Below are 24788 nucleotides of genomic sequence, written 5' to 3'. Positions count from 1 at the left end.
TCATGAAGCCCTTAAAAGAATTCAAGAAAAATTGGATAGTGCGAGCCGCCCTCGTGGTCTTGTTTTTATTTTTCGGCTTCACCTCGTTGGGAGCGGGAGCCTTGCGCGCCGTGGAATTTGCCGTGGGCACCGCCATCAGTCCCGTCGCCGACACCTTGGGCACGGGCTTGAACTACGTCGGTGAAGGGGCCAACAGCCTCCTCCACGTCACCTCTTTAAGCGCCGAAAACAAGCGCATGAAAAAAGAGCTTAAGAAGCTAAAGAAGGAAAATAAGAATCTGGAGGACATCGTCAACCGCTCCACCTACCTCTCCAACGCTTACTCCATTCGCAACAACAAGAAGCTGGGCGCCGTGGATGCGCGGGTGACGGCCAAGTCGTCGGGAATGTATTTTCATCGCTTTACCATTAACAAGGGATCCAAGGCTGGCATTCACGTCGGCGACACGGTGATCGCCGCCATGAACAAGGGCGACGACGCCTCGGCGGAGGGAGTCATAGGCTACATTACCAAGGTCACGCCTTATTCCGCTCAGGTGCGCAGCATTATCGACGAGGAAAATGCCATTAGCTTCCGCAGTATTCGCACCTCCGACGGCGGCGTTCTTCGCGGCGTGAACCGCCGGTTGGAAGGCTATGCCTTCGATCTCTATGCGGATATCGTGGTGGGAGACACCCTGTTTACTACGGGAATCGGCGACGGCTACGAGCCGGACATGTACATCGGTACCGTCAGCGAAGTGAGCACCGACGAGGACAAAATGGTGAAGAACATTAAGGTGGACAGCGGAATCAATTTCCATAATATCTATCGCGTCTTTGTGTTGGCAGGTGGCAGATGAAACGATTAAGTTATGCGCTCTTACTTCTCACGCCCTTTATCTACACCTCCCCGGTCTTTCAAAGCTTGCCCTCGATATTACGGGGCTATTTGCCGGTGGCGGCAATCTTTATCTTCTTCCGCCTACGCATGAAGTGGGGCGTGGCCTTCGCCTTTGCCTCCGCTTTGGTGATGGATGCGGCGGTGGCGGCGGCCATCGGGCCCTATGTGCTTTTGCACGGGCTTTTTATCGCTGCGGCTTTTTTGTGGCGGCGGCTCATTCCTCATCCGTCCTCCATGGCGACGGGTGTGGCCGTGGGACTAACCTCCGCCGTGTGTGAGCTGATGTTTTTCATTCTGATGATGATTTTAGGCTGGCACGTCAGCATGGTGGACTCCTACGAATTTTTTACCGTGCCCCTGTCCACGGGGATTTACGCCGGCTTGATGAGCCATTGGTTTTTAAGAGATACGACAGACTACCGAGTCCTTGAAAGGGATAGCGATGCATAATTTTTGGGAAAAAGCAAAGGAGTGGAATCGCCATAGGATTTTCACATCGGTTATGGCCGTTCTTTTTGTCGCCCTTTTTTTGCAACTGTTTAATATTACGATTTTTCAGGGCCATAGGTTTCGAAAGCTTGCCGACGAGCGGCGGGTCAAAGACATCGCCATCACGGCTCAGCGGGGCAAGATCCGCGATCGAAACGGCGTGGTCCTTGCGGGAAACCGCCCCGTCTTTGCCGTTCAAATTCGCAAGGACGAGCTGGACCGCTTCACCCGCAAAGAGAAAAACGACGCCTATCTGCTCCTCAGTCGCTACCTGGAAGAGGACGGCGCGGGGTACATGAAGGCCAATCCCATCGTGTTAAATGCCTTCGTCTATCGGGATCTGAGCGATTACAAGTACGCCGACGAGCCCAAGGCCGAGGTCTTGGATGCCTTAATGGATAAGGGCAAGCTGGTGGAATTTCTTCACGCTCGCTGGAAAAAGCCCTACCGCGGCCACTACAATTACTCCGTGATGAAGCAGTTGCTTCGTCAAAGGGTCTTTCAAGACGGCGGCATGGAGGTGTCGGCGGGCAGGGTGTTCTATGGGGACCCTGAAAAGGCGGCGCGCTTTAAGGAGCGTTACGGCCTTAGTCAAAAGGCCGATGCCATGGAGGATTTAGTCGCCTTTTTGACGGATCACCCCATGTATGTGGAGGAAATCCTATCCCATCCCATCGGGCGGAAGCTCGCCTATGAAACGGTTAAAAGAGATGTGCCGAACATCGGCTTGAGAACCTACGGAAACGAATATTACGACGGCTACATTCAGGCCAAGGTGCGCCTGATGGACGTGTCAAAGGACGTCACCTGGTCATCCTCCGCGGCGGAGGATTTAATCGCCGTGCTGGCGAAGCGGGATCCGGAAAAATTCCTGCTCTCCGACGAGGAGGTTTTAAAGGACAGCGTGGATTTCGCCTCGTCAAAGGGCGCGGAGCTGTCCTTAAAGGAACAGAATAACAAAACCGTCGTCGTGGACAAAAAAGGCAATCTCGCCTACGACACCTTGGTCCACGTGGTGACGAAGAAGAAAAACAGAAAAGACTTCGCCGCCTTGGAGGGCATGCCCGAAAAGGTGCAGGCCTATTTAATCGACGAAGGCACGGTGACGGGGATTTCCGTCAGCGGTGAAAAGCCCAATTACACCGAGCTAAATAACGCAATCGATTTCGCCAAGGGGGCCGGGCTGAAGGGCGCCGCCTCGTCGAAAAAAATCTTCGAGGCACAGAGAGATCGCTTTGAGATCGACAAGAAGCTGAGCCCCTACGAGGTCTTCGGCATTTTAAATATTTACGACTCCATCGGCAGCCAGGGAAGCTACGCCTACATGCCCATTAACTACGCCTACGAGATTCAAGACGAAACCGTGGCGAAAATCGAAGAGAAGCTGTCCAACCGCTCGGGTATTCACGTTTCCGTCGAGCCCATTCGTTATTATCCCGAAGGAAATTTGGCGGCCCACGTGTTGGGATATATCGGAAACATCGCCCAAGACAAGGAAATCGACAAGTACGTCAAGAAGAAGGGCTACAATCGCAACGACCTCATCGGAAAGACGGGCATGGAGCAGGTTTTTGAGGACAGGCTCAAGGGCACCGACGGTAGAAAGACCGTGTCCGTAGACTCCTCGGGTAACACCACCGGCGTTATTCGCGAAGTGGCGCCGAAGCCCGGAAAGGACGTGCGCCTGAGCATCGATATCGAGCTGCAAAAAAAGGCGGAGGAAAGCCTCGCGACGACCCTTCAACAAATTCGCACGGCCACGCCCTATGTATCGCCTTGGGGGACGTTTAATTATCTGACCAGCAGGGAAAAGGGCGGCACCTTTAAAAACGCCGCCTCCGGTGCCGTCATCGTCACCGATGTGCACACCGGGGAAGTGTTGGCCATGGCCAACTATCCTTCCTACGATCCCAATCTCTTTGCCAAGGGCATCAATCCCTCGGCTTGGGAAAGCTTAAAGCCCAAGGAAGAAAAGAATCAATTGGCACCGCGTCCCCTCTATAACATCGCCATGCAATCGGCGATTCAGCCGGGCAGTATCTTTAAAATGGTTACCGCATCGGCGGCTTTAGAAAAGGGCCTGAATCCCGACATGGCCATTCAAGACGGCGGCTATGTGGAAGTCGGCCGCCAAATCTTCGGCTGCTGGCTCTGGAATCAGAACCGGCAAGTTCACGGTCAGGAAACTCTGGCCTACGCCCTTCGGGATTCCTGCAACTATTACTTTTACTCACTGGGTCTCGGCGTGGATCAACGGGGCGGAAAGGACCTGGGTCTTCACGTGAAGCCGTCGGAAATTGCCGCCATGGCGAAACGCTACGGCCTCGGCGAGCGCACGGGACTTGAGATCAACATCCCCCGGGAAAGCAAGGGCATTATTCCCGATCCCGAGTCTAAGAAGAAGACCTTAAAGGCCCTCTTGCGTCGCCACTTAAACGAAAACCGCTCCGTCTATATGTCCGGCCTTTCTTCGGACAAGGAAAAGGACAAGGTGGTGGATGCCATCGTCAAGACCTTGGACGACAAAAAGCCCATGACCCGAGACGAGGTTTATAATTTCTTAAAGGACTTAAAGGTGGATTCGGATAAGGTGGGCAAGGACCAACGGGTACCCTTGGCGGATCTTTTGAAATACACCTATATCGATCAGGCCAATTGGAACACGGCGGACACCATGAATGTGGTCATCGGCCAAGGCTCCAATGCCTACACGCCGGTGGAAATGAATCGCTACGCCATGGCCCTTGCCAACGGCGGCGAGCTCTATCCCCTGACCCTGTTAGGCGGCAAAAAGCACGACAAGGAGCCGGTAAAGCAGGTGGGTCTGAAGCCCAAGTACTACAAGGACTTGAGAAAGGGCATGAAGCTCGTCTCTACGGCGGGCCTCAACGCCAGTCTGTTCGAGGATTTTCCCGTGGAAGTGGCTATGAAGACCGGCAGTGCCGAACGGGCCGGGGTCAATCCCTACACAAAGGAAACCTACGACTCCTTTGCATGGCAGGTGGGCTATGCGCCGGCGGACAATCCGGAGGTCGCCGTCACCGTGGTCATTATCCAAGGGGGCAACGGCGCCAACTGCGGACCGGTCATGCAGCAGGTACTGGCACAGTATTTCGGCTTCTACAAGGAAATTAAAGACGAAACCCTCCCGACGGAGACGCGTTTGGAAACGGAGTAAGTATGATAGCAGTCATTTTATCGACGGTAGGCGGTTGCGGCACCAGCACCATGGCCCGCGACTTCGCCAAAGAAGCGAAGGGCCTTTTAATCGAGGCGTCGAATCGCACCCGGGTGCAGGATTTGTTTTTGTCGGAACAGCCGGAGACAATCGAGGACTATATGGACTTTCTTCAGGGAAAGCCCGTGTCCGAAGTGGCGATTGAAGGCGACGGCTACGATTTAATCCAAGGCAATATTTTTCACGACCTTGAAGAAATCGAAGAGGAAGATTTCATCGAGGCGGTGAAGAGCTTAGGAGACGACGACGTCTTTGTGGACCTGTCCCGCTACAGAGAGAGGGACATCGCTGCCTGGGCCGAGGTGGCGGATGTCTTTTACTGCGTCATCACCAATCAACCGGGCTCTGTGCGCGCCTTCGACCGCATTCAATTTATCTTAAGAAAAAACAAATGCCCTATCCCCGTGGCGATCATCGCCAATCGACTGAAGCCCGGGGACAGAGAGGCCCTGGAAAAGATCGAGAGCCTGCCCTTGGAAGATGCCCGCTTCTTTAACGAAATGGAGAAGCCGGCTTTTTCCCTGAAGGGAGAAACAGGGGATAAGGGCGAGAAAAAATCCTTCTGGTCCATATTCAAAGGACGCTAGACCCGTGGCCCATGACCATTAGAAAGAGGTTTCCATGATAGAAGCTGAACGACTGGAAAAATGTTTGAAAAAAGTGGAGAAGCCCGCCCGCTACATCGGCGGCGAATTAAACAGCATCGTCAAAGAAGAGGCGGCCCTTCGTTTTTGCTTTTGCTTTCCCGACGTTTACGAAGTGGGCATGAGCCATTTAGGCATGCAGATTTTGTATTTTGCCATGAACGAGACAGACTACGCCTGCGAGCGCGCCTTTGCGCCCTGGCCGGACATGGCCGAGGCCATGAACAACGAATCCATTCCCCTCTATAGCTTGGAGACGAAGACGCCCCTGTCGGAATTCGACGTGGTGGGCTTTACCCTGCAATACGAAATGAGCTACACCAACATCCTCTATATGTTGGATCTGTCAAATATCACCCTCCTTTCCGAGGAAAGGGGAGAAGAGGAGCCCTTCGTCATGGCCGGCGGGCCTTGCGCCACGACGCCGGAGCCCTTGGCGGATTTTATGGACTGCTTTTTAATCGGCGAAGGGGAGCATTTAAATATTCAGGTCATGGATAAAATCAAAGAGGGCAGGGCAGCGGGGCTGAATCGAAAAGAAATCCTGCGTTCCTTGGCTACCATGGAAGGCGTCTACGTGCCCTCCCTTTACGAAGTGACCTACAAAGACGACGGCACTATTTTAAGCCACAGGTCCCTGGTCCCCGAAGCGAAGCCCGTGATTAAGCGGGTGCGCCTTCACGATATGAACGCCACCTTCCAACTGGACCGGCAGATCGTGCCCTTTTTGGAAACCGTCCACGACCGGGCGGTCATCGAGCTGTTCCGCGGCTGCACCCAGGGCTGTCGCTTCTGTCAGGCGGGCATGATGTATCGCCCCATTCGGGAGCGAAGGGTGGACACGCTGACGGAGATGGCGGAGTCTATTTTAAAGAACACGGGCTACGACGAAATTTCCCTCACATCCCTTTCCTCCTGCGACTACACGCAGCTTATGCCCTTGGTAAAGGAGCTGAGCCGCACCTACGAAGAAAAGAACGTGGGCATCAGCCTGCCATCTCTGCGCCTGGACAGCTTTATCGTAGACGTGCTGAAAGAAATCGAGAAGGTGCGCAAGAGCGGGCTCACCTTTGCGCCGGAGGCGGGGAGCCAGCGCATGCGGGACGTGATCAACAAAAATGTCACGGAAGAAGACCTGATGCGGGTGGTGAACTCCGTCTTTAAGGAAGGCTGGAGCCGGATCAAGCTCTATTTCATGATCGGCCTGCCCGGGGAGACCATGGAGGACGTTCTGGGCATCGCCCACTTGGCCTATAAGGTGAAGGACGCCTTCTTCAATCGGCCCAAGGAAGAGATTCAGGGCAATTTCCGCGTCACCGCCTCCGCCTCCTGCTTCGTGCCCAAGGGCTTTACGCCCTTTCAGTGGGTGGGGCAGGACAGCATCGACGATTTTTTCGAAAAGATCCACGCCGTCAAAGGGGCGGTGAGGGATCCGAAGGTTAAATTCCAATACCACGAGCCCTATGTCTCCCGCATGGAAGCCGTTCTGGCCCGGGGCGACCGGCGCATCGGCAAGCTCCTTTTGCGTGCCTATGAAAACGGACAGATCTTCGACGGCTGGAGCGAATTTTTCCGCTACGACGTGTGGGTGAAGTCCATGATCGATGTGGGTATCGACGGCGACTTTTACGCGAATCGGGAGCGGGACTTCGACGAGGTGCTGCCCTGGGACTTTATCGACATCGGCGTGAAGAAGGCCTATTTGAAAAGAGAGTACGAAAAATCCATGAAGGCGCTGACGACGCCGGACTGCCGCAAAAAATGCAACGGCTGCGGCATCGAAGATTGCGAAATGTGGGGTGAGTTTCATGCAGCTGCGCATGGCATTTAAAAAGACGGGCATGATTAAATTTATCTCCCACTTAGACACGATCCGCGTCTTTAATCGGGCCATTCAACGAACGGGCGTGCCCGTCCTTTGGTCCGAGGGCTTCAATCCCCATCAGAAGCTTTCCATCGCCCAGCCCTTAAGCGTGGGCATGGAAAGCGAGTTCGAGGTCATGGATCTGGAAGTGGAAGACGGCTCCGATCCCGAAGCCATAAAAAATACATTAAACGAAGCCCTGCCCAAGGGCATAGAAATCATTGAGGCCACAGCGGACTTCGATCCCACATCGGTTTTTGAGCGCATCGCCAAGACCCGGTACCGCTTCTTTTTCCCATCGACCTATTACGACGGCGTGGACGAGCTTAAAGCATTGGCGGAAAAGGCCATGGCCAAGGAGGAAATACTCGTGCGCCGGCGCAAGAAAAAAGGCAAGAAGCGCATCGTCGTGGAAGAAGATATTAAAGACGGCATCTTTTCTTTGGACTGGAAAGAAGAGGAGAAAGGCACATCCCTTTATGCCGTTCTGCGCGCCGGGGGCAACGGAAATTTGCGGCCCGATCGCTTTTTAACGGGCCTATTCGAAGCCGAGGGCGTGGACATCGACTACATTCAAATTCGACGGATCAAAAGTTGGGACGGTGAGGATCATGAAGTACGGCTCTAATGCCTATTTATTTGCCGACGGAGAAGATCCGAAAATCATGGGTCTTATGGAGCACGAGGTAATTCGGGAGATTCACCTGCTCTCCAATTCATCCGCCGTGGGAAATATTTACCGTGGCTATGTAAAAAACGTGCTGCCCGCCATGGACTGCGCCTTCGTGGACTTCGGTGAAGAGGACACGGGCTATCTCCCCATGAAAAATGTCTATCCCAAGGCCTACCGCGACACCATTAAAGGCGGCGACGCCATTATCGTGGAAGTAAAGAAGACGCCCTTGGATCAAAAGCGGGCGGTGCTTTCCATGGACTACAGCTTGCGGGGAGAAGATCTGGTCCTTCTGCCCAAGTCCTCCGGCGTTCGCATCTCCAAGCGCATCGACGACGAGGACATTAGAAAGCGGCTGAAACATTGGGCCGCATCCCTGGGCGAGTCCGCGGGCATGATTATTCGCACCGAGGCCGTCTCCTGTCAACTGGAGCACATGGCCGTCGAGTACGAGCATCTGTGGGAGCTAATGGAAAGAATCGAGGCATCGGTGAACTTCCTTCCCAAGACCCAGCTACTATTAAGTCAGGACCGGGCCATGGACTTTCTCAATCGCCATCGGGAGCTTCCCATGGTGGTGAACGATAAAAAGCTCATCGCTCGTCTGCCGAAGTACTTAAACTGCGTGGTGGATCCCTCGTTCAGCATTCGCTCCACGGCTAAGTGGCGCAGCCAGTGGAATTCCATTTTCCAAAAGACCCTGCCTCTCCCGTCCGGCGGCAATGTGGTCGTCGATTCCACGGAAGCCGCCTACGTCATGGACGTGAACATGGCGGCGGTAAAAAAGAGCGGTTTCTTTGACGCCACGCGGATGAAGGTGAATATGGAAGCCGCTGAGGAGATCACCAAGCAGATCAAGCTCAGAAATTTAAGCGGCATGATCGTCGTGGACTTCGTTCACGGCATGGATAAAGAGCAAATGGCGTCTTTAACAGAGCATATGGAAAAGCAACTGGCGGAAGGCCCCATGATTACGACAGTCTACGGCTTCAGCGCCATGGGCCTTTTCGAAATCGCCCGCGAGCGAAAGGAGCTGCCCTTCGAGGCCCAGTACAGGGAAGCGGAGGAAAGGTACCGGGAAGCCATAAAAAACAAAATAAAACGGGAGAAAGAATTGTAATCGGCGGCCGGATGTGGTATTATACTGTGATGTAACCGCACCTTATAGGTAATAAGCATAGCACCTATCGGGGCGAGTCTTGTAAAGAGGAGGTGCTACAATGTACGCAGTGATTGAAACCGGCGGAAAGCAATACACCGTTCACGAAGGTGACTTGGTGAAGGTTGAAAAGCTCGATGCCAACGAAGGAGATGCCGTAACCTTTGACAAGGTTCTTCTCGTCGCTAAAGATGGCAATGTGAATGTAGGCAAGCCCTATATCGCCGACGCTAAAGTCGAAGCGAAAGTTTTGAAACAAGCGAAGGACAAGAAAGTCATCGTTTATAAATTCAAAGCAAAGAAAAACGAACGCATTAAGCGTGGCCATCGTCAACCGTATACACTGGTAGAAATCGGATCCTTGGCATAATGACAGAGGTCACATTCTTTGTTCGTCGCGGAAAAATTTTAGGATTTTCGGCGAACAATCACGCAGGGGAAGGTGACGAGACAGGCGAAATCGTCTGTCACGGCGTCAGTGCCCTGGCCTTGACCTGTGCGTTATCCATGGAAGCCTTGCTTTCAATCGACGAAGACACCATGTCTTTCGAACAGTCGGAGGCTTATGTAAGCATTCGCCTGCCGGAGGATGTCGTGTCCGATGAAACGGAGCTCTTGTTTCGTTCCATGAAGGTCGGTTTAAAAGCCATCGAAGGTGCTTACGAAAATTACATTAAAATAGAGACTCAGGAGGTTTAGATGATTCTGTTTACACTTGAACTCTTCTCTTCGAAGAAGGGAATGGGTAGTTCTAAAAACGGTCGCGACTCCGAATCGAAACGTCTCGGCGTGAAGAAAGGCGACGGTCAACACGTATTAGCCGGCAACATTCTCGTACGTCAAAGAGGCACGAAGATTCATCCCGGGTTAAACGTAGGAATCGGCAGCGACGACACATTGTTTGCCACCGCCGACGGACGCGTTTCCTTTGAAAGTCGTGGTAAAAAGAAAAAAGTAGTTAACGTTCTTCCCGCAGAAGAATTAGCATAAGAAAAACCGCAGAGAAATCTGCGGTTTATTTTTTCTTATACATAGCTTAGACAAGGGAGATCTTTTGATAAATCGGACTGTGATATAATACCAATCATACTGGGGGTGTGAGATGTTTGTCGATATTTGTTCCATTACGGTAAAGGCCGGCAATGGTGGCGACGGTGCCGTCGCATGGCGCAGAGAGAAGTACGTTCCCGCCGGAGGACCGGCCGGGGGCGACGGCGGACGAGGCGGAAGCGTGGTTCTCGTCGCCGACGAAAATATGCGGACGCTTATGGATTTTCGCTACAAACGCATGTACAAGGCGGAGAACGGACAAAACGGCCGCAACAAAAAACAATTCGGCGCCGATGCCGAGGATATTATTTTAAAAATTCCCGTGGGCACCTTGGTGCGGGACGAAAAGACGAAAAAAATCATCGTCGATATGAAGGAAGCGGGTCAACGCTTCGTCATCGCCCAAGGCGGCGGCGGGGGCAAGGGCAACGCCCGTTATACGACCAGCACGCGCCAGGCCCCGACCTTTGCCCAAATGGGCTTTAAGGGGCAGGAGCGAAACATAATTTTGGAATTGAAGCTCCTCGCTGACGTGGGCCTCGTGGGCTTTCCCAATGTGGGGAAATCCACGCTCCTCTCCGTGATCTCCAGCGCAAAGCCGAAGATCGCCAATTACGAATTTACCACCCTCTCCCCGAATCTGGGCGTGGTCTATTTAGGACCCGGAAAGAGCTTCGTCTGCGCCGATATTCCCGGCCTTATCGAAGGAGCGTCGGAGGGCGTCGGCCTCGGCCACGACTTCTTGCGCCACGTGGAGCGAAGCGGCGTGCTGATTCACGTCCTGGACGGAAGCGGCGCCTATTACCGCGATCCCTTAGAGGATTTCGAAGCCATTAATCGGGAGCTGGAAGGCTACAACATCGCCTTAAAGGACAAGGCACAAATCGTGTTCATCAACAAGATGGACTTGCCCGAAGCCCAGGAACGGGAACCGGAGCTCAGGAAGGAATTGGAAGGCCGCGGCTACACCGTATTTTCAGGCTCCGCCGCCACGACCAAAGACCTTAAGCCCTTGCTATACAAGGTTTACGACGTGCTTCAAAACACGGACATCGAATACGACAGCTTGGACGAGGAATACTATGTGGAAGAGGAAGAAAGAGAACCGGGCATTTCGGTGAGAAAAGAAGAGGGCCGCTACATCGTGGACGGGCCTTATATCGAGCGCCTCTTGGGCTCCACCTTCTTCGACGACCGGGATTCATTGCGCTACTTCCAAGAAAATCTCAGAAAGAACGGCGTCATCGACAAGCTGTGGGAGCTGGGCATAGAAGAAGGCGAATCCGTCTTTATCGCGGATTATGAATTTGAATTTTTCGAGTAGGGAGCTTATGATTACAGGAAAACAACGGGCGCAGCTCAAGCGCCTTTCACACGGCATGAAGCCTTTGATGCAAATCGGTAAAAACGGCATAACGCCGGGGGTCATCGAGCAGATCGACAAATTATTGGAGGATCACGAGCTGGTGAAGATCGCTCTTTTGCAAAACACGGCGGTGGAATTAAATGAGGCGGCACAGATTTTAACCGAGGCCCTGGATGCGGAATTCGTTCAGGGAATCGGAAGCAAGCTGACCCTTTACCGGCCCGCCAAAGAAGACCCGGTTATCGTTCTGGAGTAGTTATGAAAATCGGGATCATGGGCGGCTCCTTTAATCCCATCCACATGGGTCACTTAATGATGAGCGAGTATATGCGCGCCTCTTTGGGCCTGAACAAGGTGCTGTTTATCCCTACGGGAAATGCGCCTCACAAACATAACTACGCCGTCACCGGCGAGGAGCGCCTGAAAATGGTGGAGCTGGCCGTGGCGGACAATTACTATTTCGACACGTCGGATCTGGAGGTTTTGCAGACCAAGACCACCTATTCCGTGGATACCATCAGCGCCTTGAAAAAAGTTTATACGGACGCCGAGTTTTATTTTTTTCTCGGTTCCGATATTTTACAGGATTTAAAAACCTGGAAGCGCTTTGACGCCTTGGCGAAGCTGACGCGATTTGCCGTCGCCACACGGCCCGGAGACGGCGCCATTACAAAAGAAGCCATTCGGGAAGAGATTCGCTACTTAAAGACGACCTACGATGCGGACATCGTGCTCATCGACACGCCTTTATTGGAAATTTCTTCGACGACGCTCAGAAACCGAATTCGTCAGGGGAAGTCGGTGAAATATTTTATTCCCGATCCGGTCATGGCCTACATTAGGAAGAAGAGGTTTTACATCTATTGAAAGAGCCTGCATTTGAAGAAATCGTCGATGCCATCGGCGAAAAGCGTTACAAACATATTTTGCGCGTTGCGGAGACGGCGGAAAAACTCGCGAAGATCCACGGCGTGAACGTGGAAAAGGTGAGGACGGCAGCTTTATTTCACGATATCTGTAAATATAAGGACATGGACCGCTTGTGGGAAGAAGCCCGTCGCCTGAAAGTTGAGGACTTGGAAAGCTTCAAGGCCTTTCCCCAAGTCCTTCATGCTTACGTGGCGGCGCAGGCAGCAAAAATAGATTACGGCATCGAAGACGAGGAAATTCTCCGGGCCATTCGCTACCACACCACGGGCACCTGTCACATGTCGCCGGTGGAAGAAGTGGTATTTCTGGCCGATTACTTAGAGCCCATGCGCAATTTCGACGGCGTCGACGACTTGCGGAAAAAAGCCGAGACGGATCTCGCCGATGCCATGGCCGCATCGGTGCAGGGAAATTTACTGTTCCTCATCCAACGGGGCGGCCCCGTTTGCTTGGACACCGTTCGCTGTTACAATGATTACATGGAGAGAATGAGATGAAAAGTTTCTTTCGAGGATTCTTCCTCACTTTATTGATCGTATTCATCGGCGGGGTCGCCTTGCATTTTTATACCACCATGGGCGACGATTCCGAGGCGAAAAACTGGATCAGCGATTTGCAAAACAGCAATGAAAAATTTCAAGTACTGTTAATCGGCGTGGACAGCTTAGACTCGAAGAAAGCGAAAAACACCAGAAGCGACGTCATGATGGTCTTGGACATCGACGGCGAAAAAAAGACCGCCTCTTTAATTTCTCTTCCTCGGGATTCCCGTGTAAAAATTAAAGACCACGGCAAGACGAAATTAAATCACGCCTACGCTTACGGCAAGGCGAATTTGGCCCTTAAGACCGTGAACGAAAACTTTGATCTGGACATTCCCTACTACATCGTGGTGGACTATGCCTTCGTAAAGGACGTCGTCAACATTGTGGACGGCATCGACGTCGACGTGCCCATGGACATGGACTACGAGGATCCCTCGGCGGATCCGCCTCTTTCCATTCACCTGAAAAAAGGCCACCAACATCTAAACGGGGATCAGGCCATGCAGTTCTTGCGCTTCAGAAAGGGCTATAAAAATGCCGACCTGGACCGCGTCAAGGCCCAACAAGCGTTTATGGCGGCTTTTGTAGACAAGGTGAAGAGCTCCAAGGGCATCCTGCACGCGCCGTCCCTATTGGTCAGCTACATGGACAACACGACGAGCAACATGCCCCTGTCCAAGGTGTCCCGCATGGGTCTCACCATGCTTTCTGTGGGACAGGAAAATCTCGAGACGGCGACGATTCCCGGAACGGCGGATATGATCGGCGGCTTAAGCTATTACATTGTGGACTTCGACGGAACGGATCAATTATTTCGCAAGATGAATGTAAAGCCGTAAAAACAGGGTACAAATAAACAGGAGGAGGTATTATGACGAAAGAAAACATTCAAGCCATGCTGGATATTATCGAGAAAAGTGCCGACGCCAGAGGCGGCGCCGATATTCAGGTGTTGGATATCCGGGAGATGACATCCATCGCCGATTACTTTGTCATTATCAGCGGCAGCTCCACACCTCAATTAAACGCCATTGCCGAAGAAGTGGAAGACAAGATGGCCGAGGCGGGCTTCAATACGTCTCACCACGAGGGCAACGGACAATCCCGTTGGATTATTTTGGATTACGGCGACGTCATCGTCCATATTTTCCACCGCGACATGCGAAAGTTTTATAATTTGGAACGTCTTTGGAGCAAAGACGAGCGAGAAAGCGAGGAAGAAGAATGAGAATTATTCAAACAGACAAAACAGTGGCAGCCATCGGTCCCTATTCCCAAGCCGTAGAAGACGGCGGCGTCGTGTACTTATCGGGACAAATTCCCGTGGACCCGAAAACCGGGGAAGTCAAGACCGATATCAAAGAGGCGACCCGCCAAAGTCTGACGAATCTGAAAAATCTTTTGGAAGCCTCGGGTTCCGACTTAAATCACGTCATGAAGGTCAACCTTTTTATTTTAGATATGGGCCAATTTGCCGACATTAACGAAGTTTATGCGGAATTTTTTACCGATCACAAGCCCGCGAGGAGCTGTGTCGCTGTGTCTGCTTTGCCGAAAAACGTCGTCTTGGAAGTCGAAGCCATCGCTCGCGTGAAATAGTATAGCTTCGGTGGTCTCATGATGCTCACCGATCGTGAAAAGAAGCTGGCCTTTGTGTTCGCCTGTGTGCTGGTTCTCACGGTGTCTTACTATAATTATCGACTGAAGGCGGACAGGCCGAAGGATGATTCCTTCGTCATCGAAAGTGAAGAGAAGGATCAAACCGAAGGTCGGAAGGAGACGGTTTCAGACGACGATGCCGTCGGCGGCACCATTTACGTGGACATCGGCGGCTGTGTTCAAAATCCGGGGCTATACCAATTGGAAAGAGGCGCGCGGGTCAAAGACGGCATCACCGCCGCCGGCGGCCTCGTGGGCAATGCCGATACCTCGCAAATTAATTTGGCGAAAAAATTAAACGACGAGGAAAAACTCTACATTCCCAAGGTCGGGGAGAATGCGCCTGCTGCACCCGCAACCGGCGATTCGTCGGCGGCCAAGGGGCCGGTGAGCATCCAAAACGGTTCGAAAGAGGATCTCATGACCTTGCCCGGCGTGGGAGAAAAAACCGCCGATAAAATCATCGAATACCGCACGGCCCATCCCTTTACGGCGGTGGAAGACTTAAAGGAAGTGCCCGGCATCGGGGAGAAGAGCTTCGACAGTCTAAAAAATAATATTCAATTATAAAACTGACCGCACGGTCAGTTTTTTACTAGCGATGAGGAGCGTGTCATGAGTCAAGCGGCCATAAGCGACAAATTAAAAACTTTGCCCGACGATCCCGGCGTTTACTTAATGAAGAACAAGCTGGATCAAATTATTTACGTGGGCAAGGCGAAAAATTTAAAAAAGCGGGTGCGTCAATACTTCGGTTCCTATGGCAAGAAGGATAAAAAGGTATGGAGCATGGTCTCCCACATCGACGATTTCGAATACATTATCGTCTCAAGCGAGCTGGAATCTTTAATTCTGGAATCCAATTTAATCAAGGAGTATCTGCCCAAGTACAATATTTTGCTCAGGGACGATAAGCAGTACCCCTATATTAAAATCACCGACGAGCCCTTTCCCCGCCTCATGAAGACCCGACGGGTCATTAAAGACGGTGCCCGCTATTACGGCCCCTTCCCCGACGTCTTGGCGGTGAACTCCGCCATCGACATTCTGCACGAGCGCTTCCCCCTGAGAAATTGCAAGCTGGATCTTTCCAAGCCTCATCCCGTGGTGCGCCCCTGCTTAAACTACCACATTCATCGCTGCGCCGGGCCCTGTATCGGCGCCGTCACCGAGGAGGAATACCGGACATACATCTCGGGCATCGAGGACTTCCTCGACGGAAAAAAAGTCGTCTTTCTCGACGAGCTGGAGGCGGAGATGAAAGAGGCGAGCAGGTCGTTGGATTTCGAGAGGGCGGCACAGATCCGCGACAAACTGCAGGCCCTTTATACCCTGACGGAAAAGCAGCGCATCACGGCGGCGGGCAAGGACGACGAATTCGACGTCATCGGCCTCGCCGCTCAAGGCCGGGACGTGTGCATCCAGATTTTCTTTTTCCGCCGAGGAAAAAATATGGGCAGAGAGCATTTCTTTATGGAAAATCCCTACGAGGACAGCCCGGCCGAGCTCTTAAAGGCGTTTATCTCCCAGTTTTACCACGGCACCGCCTATATTCCGGGGAAGCTCTACGTCCACGAATACTTCGACGAGCGAGAGCTCATCGAAGCCATGCTCGGGGAGAAAAAAGGCGCCAACGTTCACATTATCGTGCCGAAGATCGGAGAGAAGAAGCAGATCATGTCCATGGTCAGGAAGAATGCCATCGATATGCTGGATAAGCATTCCGATCAAATGCGCAGCAAACAAAAAAGCGTGGAGACGACCTTGAACGCCTTGAGGGAAAAATTGGGCCTGGAGCGGGCGCCGGATCGCATCGAAACCTACGACATCTCCAATATTTCCGGTGTAGAATCCGTGGGATCCATGGTGGTCTTTGAAGAGGGTCTGCCGAAGAAGACGGACTACCGCCGCTTCCGCATCAAGGATGTGGAGGGGCCCGACGATTACGCTTCGCTGAGAGAGGTGCTGAGTCGCCGCTTTAAGCGGGGGCTGAAGGAACAGGCGGGGGTAGGCGAGAGCAAAGGCTTCGGCAAATTCCCCGATCTGATTTTTATGGACGGGGGCAAGGGTCAGGTGACCCAGGCTCTCACCGTCTTAAAGGAATTGAATCTGGACATTCCCGTGGCGGGCTTGGTTAAAGACGACTTTCACAAGACCCGGGGTATTTACTTTAACAAAGAGGAAATTCGCGTGGCGAAAAATTCCCCCATTTATCGCCTCACCTATCAAATGCAGGAAGAAGCCCACCGCTTCGCCATTACCTACCACCGAAGCCTGCGGGCGAAGGCGAGCTTTCGATCGGAGCTGGACAATATCCCGGGCATCGGCCCGAAGCGAAAGCAAGCGCTGATGACGGCTTTTAAATCTCTGTCGAAAATCAAAGCCGCCGATGTGGAGACATTGTCGGAGGTGGACGGCATGACAAGGGCGGCGGCACAGTCGTTGGTGGATCACTTTCAAGGAGGCAAGGATGAGCAATAAAAAAATGAGCATCAGCGTAGAAGAGCTGATTAAAGAGAATGATTTCGAAGTGATTCATCAGGCGGAGGGCACCCGCACCGTCCGCCTCTACTCCTCGGAATTTAATCGGCCGGGCTTACAGCTTTGCGGCTTCTATACGAAATTCGTTCCCGACCGCATCCAAATCATCGGCGGTGCGGAGTGGAGTTATCTGGATGGACTGGATCCCAAGGTTCGCGGCATGCGCTTAAAGGCCTTGTTTGCGCACAAGATCACGGTGATGATCGTCACCAGAAACCAACGAATTTTTCCGGAAATGTTGACTTACGCCAAAGAAAACAACTGCACCATTTTGAGGACCGCCGTTTCCACCTCCCGAGCGGTAAACAAATTGATAACTTATTTGGAACGTGCCCTGGCGCCCTCCATTCGTCGCCACGGCATTCTTTTGGATATTTACGGCGTCGGCGTCCTGATTACTGGGGAAAGCGGCATCGGCAAATCGGAAACGGCTCTGGACCTTATTGCAAACGGACACAAGCTTATTGCCGACGATTCTGTCCTCATCCGGATGCTTGACAATCGCCTCATCGGCACGTCCCCTAAGATCACCCGCCACTTTATGGAAATTCGCGGCATCGGCATAATCGATGTGGAACGCCTTTTCGGGATCGGTTGCATAATGGAGGAAAAAGAAGTGGAGCTGGTCATCGAGTTGACCCCATGGGACGATTTTGCCGATTACAATCGCCTGGGCATCGAGGACGAAAAGACCGAAATTCTTGACAAGTCCGTGCCTATTATGGAAATCCCCATGCGTACCGGTCGCAACATGTCCATGATCATCGAAATTGCCACGCGGAACTTTAAGCAGAAGGAAATGGGATACAATGCGGCTCTGGCGTTGAATCAACGGGTCATGGAATCCATCGAAAAAAATAAAGTCGGGCGATAGATTTTTTTTCGCGAGAGCGAAAATTTATGCGAAGCAATCGGACTGTTTTCTTTTTAACATATCTAAATATTGAATACATGTGTCAATGACTTGAATTTGAGAAGATGACTGATATAATTAAGGTATAGGAAAATGTTGTTAAATTAGGAGGTTTAAATGGCAAAGACGATGAAAACGATGGATGGGAACACAGCTGCCGCACACGTGGCATATGCGTTCTCTGACTTAGCGTGTATCTATCCGATCACGCCCTCATCCCCAATGGCAGAACATATTGATGCCTGGGCCAGCAATCACAGAAAGAATATTTTCGGCAACGAAGTATCTGTAAAAGAAATGCAATCCGAAGCCGGCGCTGCAGGTGCCGTACACGGTGCACTTCAAGCAGGTGCTTTAACCACCACCTACACTGCATCCCAAGGTCTTCTCTTGATGCTCCCGAACATGTACAAGATTGCAGGGGAATTGCTTCCCGGCGTATTCCACGTTGCAGCTCGTGCATTAGCCAGCCATGCGCTGAGCATTTTCGGTGACCACCAAGACGTTATGGCTGCTCGTGCATCCGGCTTCGCATTACTCGCATCCGGCTCCGTACAAGAAGCTATGGACCTGGCAGGTGTCGCTCACTTATCCGCAATAAAAGGTCGCGTACCCTTCGTACACTTCTTCGACGGCTTCCGTACGTCTCACGAAATTCAAAAGATTGAAGTTCTCGACTACGACGATTTAGCAAAACTCGTCGACATGGACGCAGTCAACGAATTCAGAGCACGTGCTTTGGCTCCCCAAGATCCCGAAGTACGCGGTACTGCACAAAACCCGGATATCTATTTCCAAGAAGTAGAAGCTGCTAACCACTTCTACACAGACATCATCGGTATTACGGAAGATTACATGAAACAAATCTCCGAATTAACCGGCAGAAAGTACGGTCTTTTCAACTACTACGGCGACGAAAACGCAGAAGACGTTATCGTAGCTATGGGTTCCGTTACCGAAACCATTGAAGAAGTTGTCGACTACTTAAACGCAAAGGGCGACAAAGTCGGTTTACTGAAGGTTCACCTCTATCGTCCCTTCTCCAGAAAACACTTCCTCGACGCTATGCCGAAGAGTGTCAAGAGAATCGCCGTTTTAGACCGCACCAAGGAAAAAGGCTCCGCAGCTGAACCCTTAATGCTTGACGTTAAGGACATGTACTACGGCAGCGACAATGCTCCCTTGATCGTCGGCGGCCGCTACGGCTTAGGCAGTAAGGATACCACACCTTCTCAAATGCTGGCAGTTTACAAAAACCTGCGCGCAGCACAACCGAAAGACGGCTTCACCGTCGGTATCGTAGACGACGTTACTCATCTTTCCCTGGATATCGATGAAGAAATCCACACCGAACCGGAAGGAACCATCGGTTGCAAGTTCTGGGGCTTCGGTTCCGACGGTACCGTTGGTGCAAACAAGAGCGCCATCAAGATCATCGGCGACGGCACCGACATGTATGCACAAGGTTACTTCGACTATGACTCGAAGAAATCCGGCGGTGTTACCATGTCTCACTTACGCTTCGGTCCCAACAAGATTACTTCCACCTACTTGTTAACATCCGCTGACTTCATTTCCTGCTCGAAGCAATCCTACGTACACCAATACGACTTGCTCCGCGGCATCAAAAAAGGCGGTACCTTCTTAATGAACACCACCTGGGATGTTGAAGACCTGGAAGAAAATCTTCCCGCAAGCCTGAAACGCTCCATCGCTGCTAACGATGTTAAATTCTACATCCTTAACGCAACGAAGATCGCAGGCGAAGTCGGTTTGGGTAACCGTACCAACATGGTTATGCAAGCTGCATTCTTTAAGCTTTCCGGCGTACTCCCCGAAGATGTCGCTGTTGAAAAATTAAAAGAAGCCATCGTTAAAGACTACGGCCACAAGGGCGAAGAAATCGTCAATATGAACTATGCCGCTGTCGATGCAGGTATGACCGCCGCACACAAAGTCGATTATCCGAAGGAATGGGCTAACTTAACCGAAACCGAATCCCACGAAATCGAAGGCGCACCGGCATTCATCAACAACATCCTCGTTCCCATGACCCGTCAAGAAGGCGTCGACCTTCCCGTCAGCGCATTCGTCGGCATGGAAGACGGTACCTTCATGGCAGGTACGTCCAGATACGAAAAACGCGGTATTGCCGTTAACGTACCCCAATGGCAAATCGAAAACTGTATCCAATGTAACCAATGCTCCTTCGTTTGCCCCCACGCTGTTATTCGTCCCTTCCTGTTAGACGAAGAAGAAGCAGCTAAGAAGCCGGCAACCTTCGAAACCAAAAAACCCAACGGTAAAGAGCTGGAAGGCTACGAATATCGCATTCAAGTTTCTCCTCTCGACTGTACCGGTTGCGGCAACTGTGCACAAGTTTGCCCCGCTAAGGAAAAAGCACTTGTCATGGTTCCGTTCGAAGATGAATTCGATAAACAAGTTGACAACTGGAAATTCGCAGAAACCGTATCCTCCAAGCAAGATAAGATTCCTGCAAACAACGTTAAAAACTCTCAATTCCACATGCCGCACTTGGAATTCTCCGGCGCTTGCGCAGGCTGCGGTGAAACTCCCTATATCAAATTAGTTACTCAACTGTTCGGCGATCACATGATGATTGCAAACGCAACGGGATGTAGCTCGATTTGGGGCGGTTCCGCACCGAGTATGCCTTACTGCACCAACGACAAGGGTCAAGGTCCCTCTTGGGCTAACTCCTTGTTCGAAGACAACGCAGAATACGGCTACGGCATGAAGGTTGCAGTTGACCAACAAAGAGCAACCATTAAGAAACACATGGAAGAATTCAAGGAATTAGGCGCAGACGAAGAAATCGCCAAAGCATTTGACGCTTGGTTAGAAGACTTCAACAGCTACGAGGTAACCAAGGCTGCTGCAGCTAAGATTCTTCCCTTGCTCGACAAGAAGACCGGCAATGCTGAAGCAGACAAGCTCTTGGCTTCCATCGGCAGCATGAAACGTCTCTTAATCAAACCGTCGCAATGGATCTTCGGCGGTGACGGTTGGGCATACGACATCGGTTACGGCGGATTAGACCACGTATTGGCCAGCGGCGAAAACATCAACGTCATGGTTGTCGATACGGAAGTTTACTCCAACACCGGTGGTCAATCCTCGAAAGCAACCCCGACGGCTGCAGTTGCAAAATTCGCATCCAACGGTAAGGAAGTTCGTAAGAAAGACTTAGGTCTCATGATGACCAGCTACGGCTACGTTTACGTCGCACAAATCGCCATCGGCGCCGACAAGAACCAAGCCCTCAAGGCCATTAAGGAAGCCGAAGCTTACGACGGACCGTCCTTAGTCATTGCTTACGCACCCTGTATCAACCACGGTATTCGCCAAGGTATGGGCGTTTCCATTGCTGAAGAAAAGAAAGCAGTTGAAACCGGTTACTGGCACCTGTACAGATACAACCCGACCCTCAAAGATGAAGGCAAGAACCCCTTCAGCTTAGACTCCAAGGCACCGACGAAGCCCTACAGAGAATTCCTCGAAGGCGAAGTTCGTTACACGTCCTTGAAGAAGCTGTTCCCCGAACGTGCAGAAGCACTTTACGAAGCAGCTGAAAGAAACGCCAAAGAACGCTTAGAAAACTACGAACGTTTAAACGGCTAATTTCTTAAAATAAAACAAAGGACCAGGCCATCGGCTTGGTCCTTTTTACATACGCAGAAATCAAAAAAGAAGACATAAAATAAAGAGCCGGATGTGCGAAAAAATTATATTCATTTTACAAGAAAATCATACCGATCCCATAGGTCCCCGATAAAATCAAATAAAAGGAGGCATTATGCGAATCGGACTCTTTACAGACACCTACTATCCCGAAATCAACGGAGTCGCTCACTCTACCTATTTGCTTAAACGCGCCTTGGAAAGGATGGGTCACACCGTCTATGTGATTACGTCTCGAACAAAAAATGCACAGAGCGCACCTAAAGAACGCATCTTTCGACTGCCCAGTGTCAGCCCGATGATGGTTAAAGACAGACATTTGGCCCTAGTCGTCGCGCCCTATTGGATCCATAAGTGCAAGCAAATGCATCTTGACGTCATCCACACGCAAACGGAATTTACCGTCGGCATATTGGGCTTGCAGGTAGCGCAAAAATTTGGCATTCCTCACGTCCATAGCTACCATACGATGTATGAAGATTGCATTCATTATCTGCCCTTGCCGAAAACAGAGGGCCTAAAGCGAATGGTGTGCGCTTTAAGTGCGAGGTTTTGCAACTATTCCGACGCCGTCATCGTTCCGACGGAGAAGGTGAGAAAAAAACTGTTCGGCTACCGGGTAATACGCGATGTTCACGTGGTGCCCACGGGATTGAATCTCGATAAATTCAGATCCTACAACACAAAGGAGGTGGAACGGTTAAGGCAACGCTTCAATTTATCCTCAGGCTACACGTTGTTATCCGTCGGGAGGCTGGCGGAAGAGAAGAGGACGGATAAGCTGCTGGAGTGCTATAAACGGCTGGAGACGGAAGAGGAAGACGTGCAGCTGTTGATCGTAGGGGATGGCCCTGAAAAAGAAAGACTGCAGATGCAAGCGAAAGACATGGCTATTCGAAATTTATGCTTTACCGGTGGCGTCCCTTGGGATGAGATACAAAACTACTACGCCCTGGGCGATCTCTTCGTATCTGCGTCCAAGGCAGAAACCCAGGGCCTGACCTATATGGAAGCTTTGGCGGCGGGACTGCCTCTCTTGGTGCAGCGAGACGATTGCTTGAATGGCGTACTTCAAGAAGGAATAAACGGAATGTCTTTTACAAATGAAAAGGAATTTTTAGACAGCTTCAGATACATGCGCACCCGATCGATAAAAGGAGCGTCAAAGATCTATACCGACAACGATTTTGCGAGGGCTGTCTTAAACGTATACGAAGGCTTATGGATAAACGCGCACCGTCGTCGCGCGTAAGAATTTATTACGATAATAAAAAAATCGGCAGTTGAGTTTACTCAACTTTTTTTTCATCTTTTACATCGATTTCGGACATTCTTAAATTGCAATGTCCTTATTTTAATTACAACGAACGCGCAGCTATCGGTCAAAAGGTTGATTTTTCTTTTGAATGAGCTCTTCCGAAAGCAGACGGTAATTAACGTGCAATAATGCTTTTGTTTTAAATTGATAAAGCAATCATTTTAGCGTATACTATTGGGAAGGAGGGATAGTATGAATTTTTATTCGATTTCCGCGAAGGATATTCACGGTGATGTGGTCGATTTGAATCGCTACGATGGCCAGGTGGTCTTAGTGGTAAATACGGCCAGTCTCTGTGGGTGTACCCATCAATACGAAGGGCTTCAGCGCATTTACGAGCGCTACAAGGACGACGGCTTCGTCGTCTTGGGTTTTCCCTGTAATCAATTCGGGGCTCAGGAGCCGGAAGATGAGGCGGCCATTGAGGAATTCGTTACGTCCCGCTACGGCATTACCTTTCCTATGTTTTCAAAAGTCGACGTCATTGGCGACGATGCCCATCCGCTGTTTCGCGCCTTAACCGAAGGAGACGATCCCATCCACTGGAATTTCGAAAAATTCCTCATCGACAGGGATGGCAATTTGCGCAGCCGCTTCCCCTCGGATCTGGAACCGCGGGAATTTGTTTGCGACATCGACGAGTTATTATAATTGATTCTCCGAAAAGATTTACATCGTCTTTACATTGAAATGATTCCGACTTAATGGTCGGCCGATACAATGCCGTTAGTTGATGAAGATTTTTTTATAGGAGGAATCAAACGATGAAAATGAAGAATGTAAAATTAGCCATTGGCGCATCCCTTTTGGCATTAACTCTTGTTGCTTGCTCCGGCGGCGATAAAGCCAACGGTGGAAATGATCAAGCGAAGAACAATAAGGCGAAGACCGAGAACACCGCCAATGCTTCGAAAGAGGGCGAAAGCGGCGACTTAGCAAAGCTGGGTCAAATCGCCGTCATCTCTCGTGAAGACGGCTCCGGTACCCGCGGTGCCTTTACCGAAATCACCGGCCTCGTTGAAAAGAACGGGGACCAAGAGGTGGACAACACCACGGCATCGGCCACGGTACAAAACTCCACTAACGGTGTCATGACAACCGTTGCGGGAAACCCCTCGGCTATCGGCTATATTTCCCTGGGTTCTTTAAACGACACGGTAAAAGCGCTGACCTTGGAAGGTGTTGAAGCGACGCCGGAAAATATTTTAAGTGGCGAATACAAGCTGGCTCGTCCCTTCCTTTTAGTCACGAAGGGCGAACCGAAGGAAGGCTCCCTGGAAGCCGACTTTATCAAATTTGCTCTTTCGAAAGACGGTCAAGCCATCGCTGAACAAGAAGGCTACGTCAAGAATGAGAAGGCCGAAGATTACAAGCCCGGCAATGTCAGTGGCGAAATCACCGTGGCCGGCTCCACATCCGTCACGCCTTTAATGGAAAAATTAGTTGAAGCTTACAAGAAGGTCAACAGCGGCGCCAACATTCAAATTCAATCCAACGGCTCTTCCGCAGGGATTACCGCAGCCGCCGAAGGTACGGCACAAATCGGCATGAGCTCTCGTGAACTAAAGGATGAAGAAAAGACCAACGTCCAAGGCATCGTCCTGGCACAAGACGGTATCGCCGTCATCGTCAACAAGGAAAATCCGGCCAAAGACATTACCATGGAACAAATCAAAAACATCTTCAATGGCAGCATGGCCGCTTGGGGCGACCTGGCCAAATAAAACAGAATCACAGCAGGTGTCTACGGACACCTGTTTTTTTGTTTACATAGATTTTACAAAGCCCATATCTATTCCTAAGAATGCCTTGAT

General features: G+C 51.3%; 24 protein-coding genes. All 24 read left to right on the top strand.

Annotated features, from left to right (window positions below; genetic code table 11):
• The first annotated feature begins 2 nt into the window (after positions 1-2).
• The 24 genes from mreC (at position 3) to BQ7397_RS06740 (ending at position 24698) form a co-directional block, all read left to right on the top strand.
• A complete protein-coding gene (mreC, locus tag BQ7397_RS06855) occupies positions 3-842 on the top strand; it encodes a rod shape-determining protein MreC (RefSeq protein WP_077075371.1) in 840 nt (279 codons plus the stop codon).
• The gene (locus BQ7397_RS06850; protein WP_077075370.1) at positions 839-1333 is read left to right on the top strand and encodes a hypothetical protein; all 495 of its coding nucleotides are present in this window, start codon (positions 839-841) and stop codon (positions 1331-1333) included. Before mreC ends, BQ7397_RS06850 begins: the two co-directional genes overlap by 4 nt.
• Positions 1326-4550: a penicillin-binding transpeptidase domain-containing protein gene (locus BQ7397_RS06845; RefSeq protein WP_083703454.1), complete on the top strand. Its 3225-nt coding sequence runs from the start codon at positions 1326-1328 to the stop codon at positions 4548-4550. The genes BQ7397_RS06850 and BQ7397_RS06845 overlap by 8 nt, the downstream gene beginning before the upstream one ends.
• A gap of 2 nt (positions 4551-4552) precedes the next feature.
• Positions 4553-5197 (top strand): hypothetical protein, encoded by a 645-nt coding sequence (locus BQ7397_RS06840; protein ID WP_077075368.1) that lies wholly within the window; start codon positions 4553-4555, stop codon positions 5195-5197.
• 34 nt (positions 5198-5231) lie between these two features.
• Positions 5232-7085, top strand: coding sequence for a TIGR03960 family B12-binding radical SAM protein (locus tag BQ7397_RS06835; protein WP_077075367.1), 1854 nt, complete (start codon positions 5232-5234; stop codon positions 7083-7085).
• Positions 7063-7746, top strand: coding sequence for a TIGR03936 family radical SAM-associated protein (locus BQ7397_RS06830; protein WP_077075366.1), 684 nt, complete (start codon positions 7063-7065; stop codon positions 7744-7746). Before BQ7397_RS06835 ends, BQ7397_RS06830 begins: the two co-directional genes overlap by 23 nt.
• Positions 7730-8911 carry a ribonuclease E/G gene (locus BQ7397_RS06825; RefSeq protein ID WP_077075365.1) on the top strand — a complete coding sequence of 394 codons (1182 nt, stop codon included), beginning with the start codon at positions 7730-7732 and terminating at the stop codon, positions 8909-8911. The genes BQ7397_RS06830 and BQ7397_RS06825 overlap by 17 nt, the downstream gene beginning before the upstream one ends.
• A 100-nt stretch (positions 8912-9011) precedes the next feature.
• Entirely contained in the window at positions 9012-9320 is a 309-nt protein-coding gene (gene rplU / locus BQ7397_RS06820) for a 50S ribosomal protein L21 (protein ID WP_077075364.1), read from the top strand.
• Positions 9320-9649 (top strand): ribosomal-processing cysteine protease Prp, encoded by a 330-nt coding sequence (locus tag BQ7397_RS06815; RefSeq protein WP_077075363.1) that lies wholly within the window; start codon positions 9320-9322, stop codon positions 9647-9649. Before rplU ends, BQ7397_RS06815 begins: the two co-directional genes overlap by 1 nt.
• The gene (gene rpmA / locus BQ7397_RS06810) at positions 9650-9940 is read left to right on the top strand and encodes a 50S ribosomal protein L27 (protein ID WP_068457642.1); all 291 of its coding nucleotides are present in this window, start codon (positions 9650-9652) and stop codon (positions 9938-9940) included.
• A 112-nt stretch (positions 9941-10052) separates the two neighbouring features.
• Entirely contained in the window at positions 10053-11324 is a 1272-nt protein-coding gene (gene obgE, locus BQ7397_RS06805; protein WP_077075362.1) for a GTPase ObgE, read from the top strand.
• Between the two features lie 7 nt (positions 11325-11331).
• Complete coding sequence (gene yhbY, locus BQ7397_RS06800; protein WP_077075361.1) at positions 11332-11622, top strand: ribosome assembly RNA-binding protein YhbY; 291 nt, start codon at positions 11332-11334, stop codon at positions 11620-11622.
• 2 nt (positions 11623-11624) lie between these two features.
• Positions 11625-12233: a nicotinate-nucleotide adenylyltransferase gene (nadD, locus tag BQ7397_RS06795; protein ID WP_077075360.1), complete on the top strand. Its 609-nt coding sequence runs from the start codon at positions 11625-11627 to the stop codon at positions 12231-12233.
• Complete coding sequence (yqeK, locus tag BQ7397_RS06790) at positions 12230-12793, top strand: bis(5'-nucleosyl)-tetraphosphatase (symmetrical) YqeK (RefSeq protein WP_083703453.1); 564 nt, start codon at positions 12230-12232, stop codon at positions 12791-12793. The genes nadD and yqeK overlap by 4 nt, the downstream gene beginning before the upstream one ends.
• Positions 12790-13680, top strand: coding sequence for an LCP family protein (locus tag BQ7397_RS06785; protein ID WP_077075359.1), 891 nt, complete (start codon positions 12790-12792; stop codon positions 13678-13680). Before yqeK ends, BQ7397_RS06785 begins: the two co-directional genes overlap by 4 nt.
• A 32-nt stretch (positions 13681-13712) precedes the next feature.
• Complete coding sequence (gene rsfS / locus BQ7397_RS06780) at positions 13713-14069, top strand: ribosome silencing factor (RefSeq protein ID WP_077075358.1); 357 nt, start codon at positions 13713-13715, stop codon at positions 14067-14069.
• The gene (locus tag BQ7397_RS06775; RefSeq protein ID WP_077075357.1) at positions 14066-14440 is read left to right on the top strand and encodes a RidA family protein; all 375 of its coding nucleotides are present in this window, start codon (positions 14066-14068) and stop codon (positions 14438-14440) included. The genes rsfS and BQ7397_RS06775 overlap by 4 nt, the downstream gene beginning before the upstream one ends.
• Positions 14441-14458: 18 nt before the next feature.
• Complete coding sequence (locus BQ7397_RS06770) at positions 14459-15070, top strand: ComEA family DNA-binding protein (RefSeq protein ID WP_077075356.1); 612 nt, start codon at positions 14459-14461, stop codon at positions 15068-15070.
• Between the two features lie 45 nt (positions 15071-15115).
• Positions 15116-16981 carry an excinuclease ABC subunit UvrC gene (gene uvrC, locus BQ7397_RS06765; RefSeq protein WP_077075355.1) on the top strand — a complete coding sequence of 622 codons (1866 nt, stop codon included), beginning with the start codon at positions 15116-15118 and terminating at the stop codon, positions 16979-16981.
• Positions 16971-17915 (top strand): HPr(Ser) kinase/phosphatase, encoded by a 945-nt coding sequence (gene hprK / locus BQ7397_RS06760; protein ID WP_234970591.1) that lies wholly within the window; start codon positions 16971-16973, stop codon positions 17913-17915. Before uvrC ends, hprK begins: the two co-directional genes overlap by 11 nt.
• A gap of 156 nt (positions 17916-18071) precedes the next feature.
• Positions 18072-21596, top strand: a complete 3525-nt coding sequence (gene nifJ / locus BQ7397_RS06755) for a pyruvate:ferredoxin (flavodoxin) oxidoreductase (protein ID WP_077075354.1) — start codon at positions 18072-18074, stop codon at positions 21594-21596.
• 175 nt (positions 21597-21771) lie between these two features.
• Positions 21772-22908 (top strand): glycosyltransferase family 4 protein, encoded by a 1137-nt coding sequence (locus BQ7397_RS06750; RefSeq protein ID WP_077075353.1) that lies wholly within the window; start codon positions 21772-21774, stop codon positions 22906-22908.
• A 258-nt stretch (positions 22909-23166) separates the two neighbouring features.
• On the top strand, positions 23167-23625 hold the full coding sequence (locus BQ7397_RS06745) for a glutathione peroxidase (protein ID WP_077075352.1): 459 nt from the start codon (positions 23167-23169) through the stop codon (positions 23623-23625).
• Between the two features lie 113 nt (positions 23626-23738).
• The gene (locus BQ7397_RS06740) at positions 23739-24698 is read left to right on the top strand and encodes a substrate-binding domain-containing protein (protein WP_077075351.1); all 960 of its coding nucleotides are present in this window, start codon (positions 23739-23741) and stop codon (positions 24696-24698) included.
• The last annotated feature ends 90 nt before the right edge of the window (positions 24699-24788 follow it).

The organism is Aedoeadaptatus urinae (assembly GCF_900155585.1).
Lineage (GTDB): Bacteria > Bacillota > Clostridia > Tissierellales > Peptoniphilaceae > Aedoeadaptatus > Aedoeadaptatus urinae.
Note: the sequence above shows the minus strand (reverse complement) of the source record. Positions and strands in the feature narration are given on the sequence as shown.

Excerpts from the sequence above, each read along its gene's own strand:
- mreC (WP_077075371.1), top strand. The coding sequence starts at position 3 with ATGAAGCCCTTAAAAGAATTCAAGAAAAATTGGATAGTGCGAGCCGCC.
- BQ7397_RS06850 (WP_077075370.1), top strand. The coding sequence starts at position 839 with ATGAAACGATTAAGTTATGCGCTCTTACTTCTCACGCCCTTTATCTAC.
- BQ7397_RS06845 (WP_083703454.1), top strand. The coding sequence starts at position 1,326 with ATGCATAATTTTTGGGAAAAAGCAAAGGAGTGGAATCGCCATAGGATT.
- BQ7397_RS06840 (WP_077075368.1), top strand. The coding sequence starts at position 4,553 with ATGATAGCAGTCATTTTATCGACGGTAGGCGGTTGCGGCACCAGCACC.
- BQ7397_RS06835 (WP_077075367.1), top strand. The coding sequence starts at position 5,232 with ATGATAGAAGCTGAACGACTGGAAAAATGTTTGAAAAAAGTGGAGAAG.
- BQ7397_RS06830 (WP_077075366.1), top strand. The coding sequence starts at position 7,063 with ATGCAGCTGCGCATGGCATTTAAAAAGACGGGCATGATTAAATTTATC.
- BQ7397_RS06825 (WP_077075365.1), top strand. The coding sequence starts at position 7,730 with ATGAAGTACGGCTCTAATGCCTATTTATTTGCCGACGGAGAAGATCCG.
- rplU (WP_077075364.1), top strand. The coding sequence starts at position 9,012 with ATGTACGCAGTGATTGAAACCGGCGGAAAGCAATACACCGTTCACGAA.
- BQ7397_RS06815 (WP_077075363.1), top strand. The coding sequence starts at position 9,320 with ATGACAGAGGTCACATTCTTTGTTCGTCGCGGAAAAATTTTAGGATTT.
- rpmA (WP_068457642.1), top strand. The coding sequence starts at position 9,650 with ATGATTCTGTTTACACTTGAACTCTTCTCTTCGAAGAAGGGAATGGGT.
- obgE (WP_077075362.1), top strand. The coding sequence starts at position 10,053 with ATGTTTGTCGATATTTGTTCCATTACGGTAAAGGCCGGCAATGGTGGC.
- yhbY (WP_077075361.1), top strand. The coding sequence starts at position 11,332 with ATGATTACAGGAAAACAACGGGCGCAGCTCAAGCGCCTTTCACACGGC.
- nadD (WP_077075360.1), top strand. The coding sequence starts at position 11,625 with ATGAAAATCGGGATCATGGGCGGCTCCTTTAATCCCATCCACATGGGT.
- BQ7397_RS06785 (WP_077075359.1), top strand. The coding sequence starts at position 12,790 with ATGAAAAGTTTCTTTCGAGGATTCTTCCTCACTTTATTGATCGTATTC.
- rsfS (WP_077075358.1), top strand. The coding sequence starts at position 13,713 with ATGACGAAAGAAAACATTCAAGCCATGCTGGATATTATCGAGAAAAGT.
- BQ7397_RS06775 (WP_077075357.1), top strand. The coding sequence starts at position 14,066 with ATGAGAATTATTCAAACAGACAAAACAGTGGCAGCCATCGGTCCCTAT.
- BQ7397_RS06770 (WP_077075356.1), top strand. The coding sequence starts at position 14,459 with ATGATGCTCACCGATCGTGAAAAGAAGCTGGCCTTTGTGTTCGCCTGT.
- uvrC (WP_077075355.1), top strand. The coding sequence starts at position 15,116 with ATGAGTCAAGCGGCCATAAGCGACAAATTAAAAACTTTGCCCGACGAT.
- hprK (WP_234970591.1), top strand. The coding sequence starts at position 16,971 with ATGAGCAATAAAAAAATGAGCATCAGCGTAGAAGAGCTGATTAAAGAG.
- nifJ (WP_077075354.1), top strand. The coding sequence starts at position 18,072 with ATGGCAAAGACGATGAAAACGATGGATGGGAACACAGCTGCCGCACAC.
- BQ7397_RS06750 (WP_077075353.1), top strand. The coding sequence starts at position 21,772 with ATGCGAATCGGACTCTTTACAGACACCTACTATCCCGAAATCAACGGA.
- BQ7397_RS06745 (WP_077075352.1), top strand. The coding sequence starts at position 23,167 with ATGAATTTTTATTCGATTTCCGCGAAGGATATTCACGGTGATGTGGTC.
- BQ7397_RS06740 (WP_077075351.1), top strand. The coding sequence starts at position 23,739 with ATGAAAATGAAGAATGTAAAATTAGCCATTGGCGCATCCCTTTTGGCA.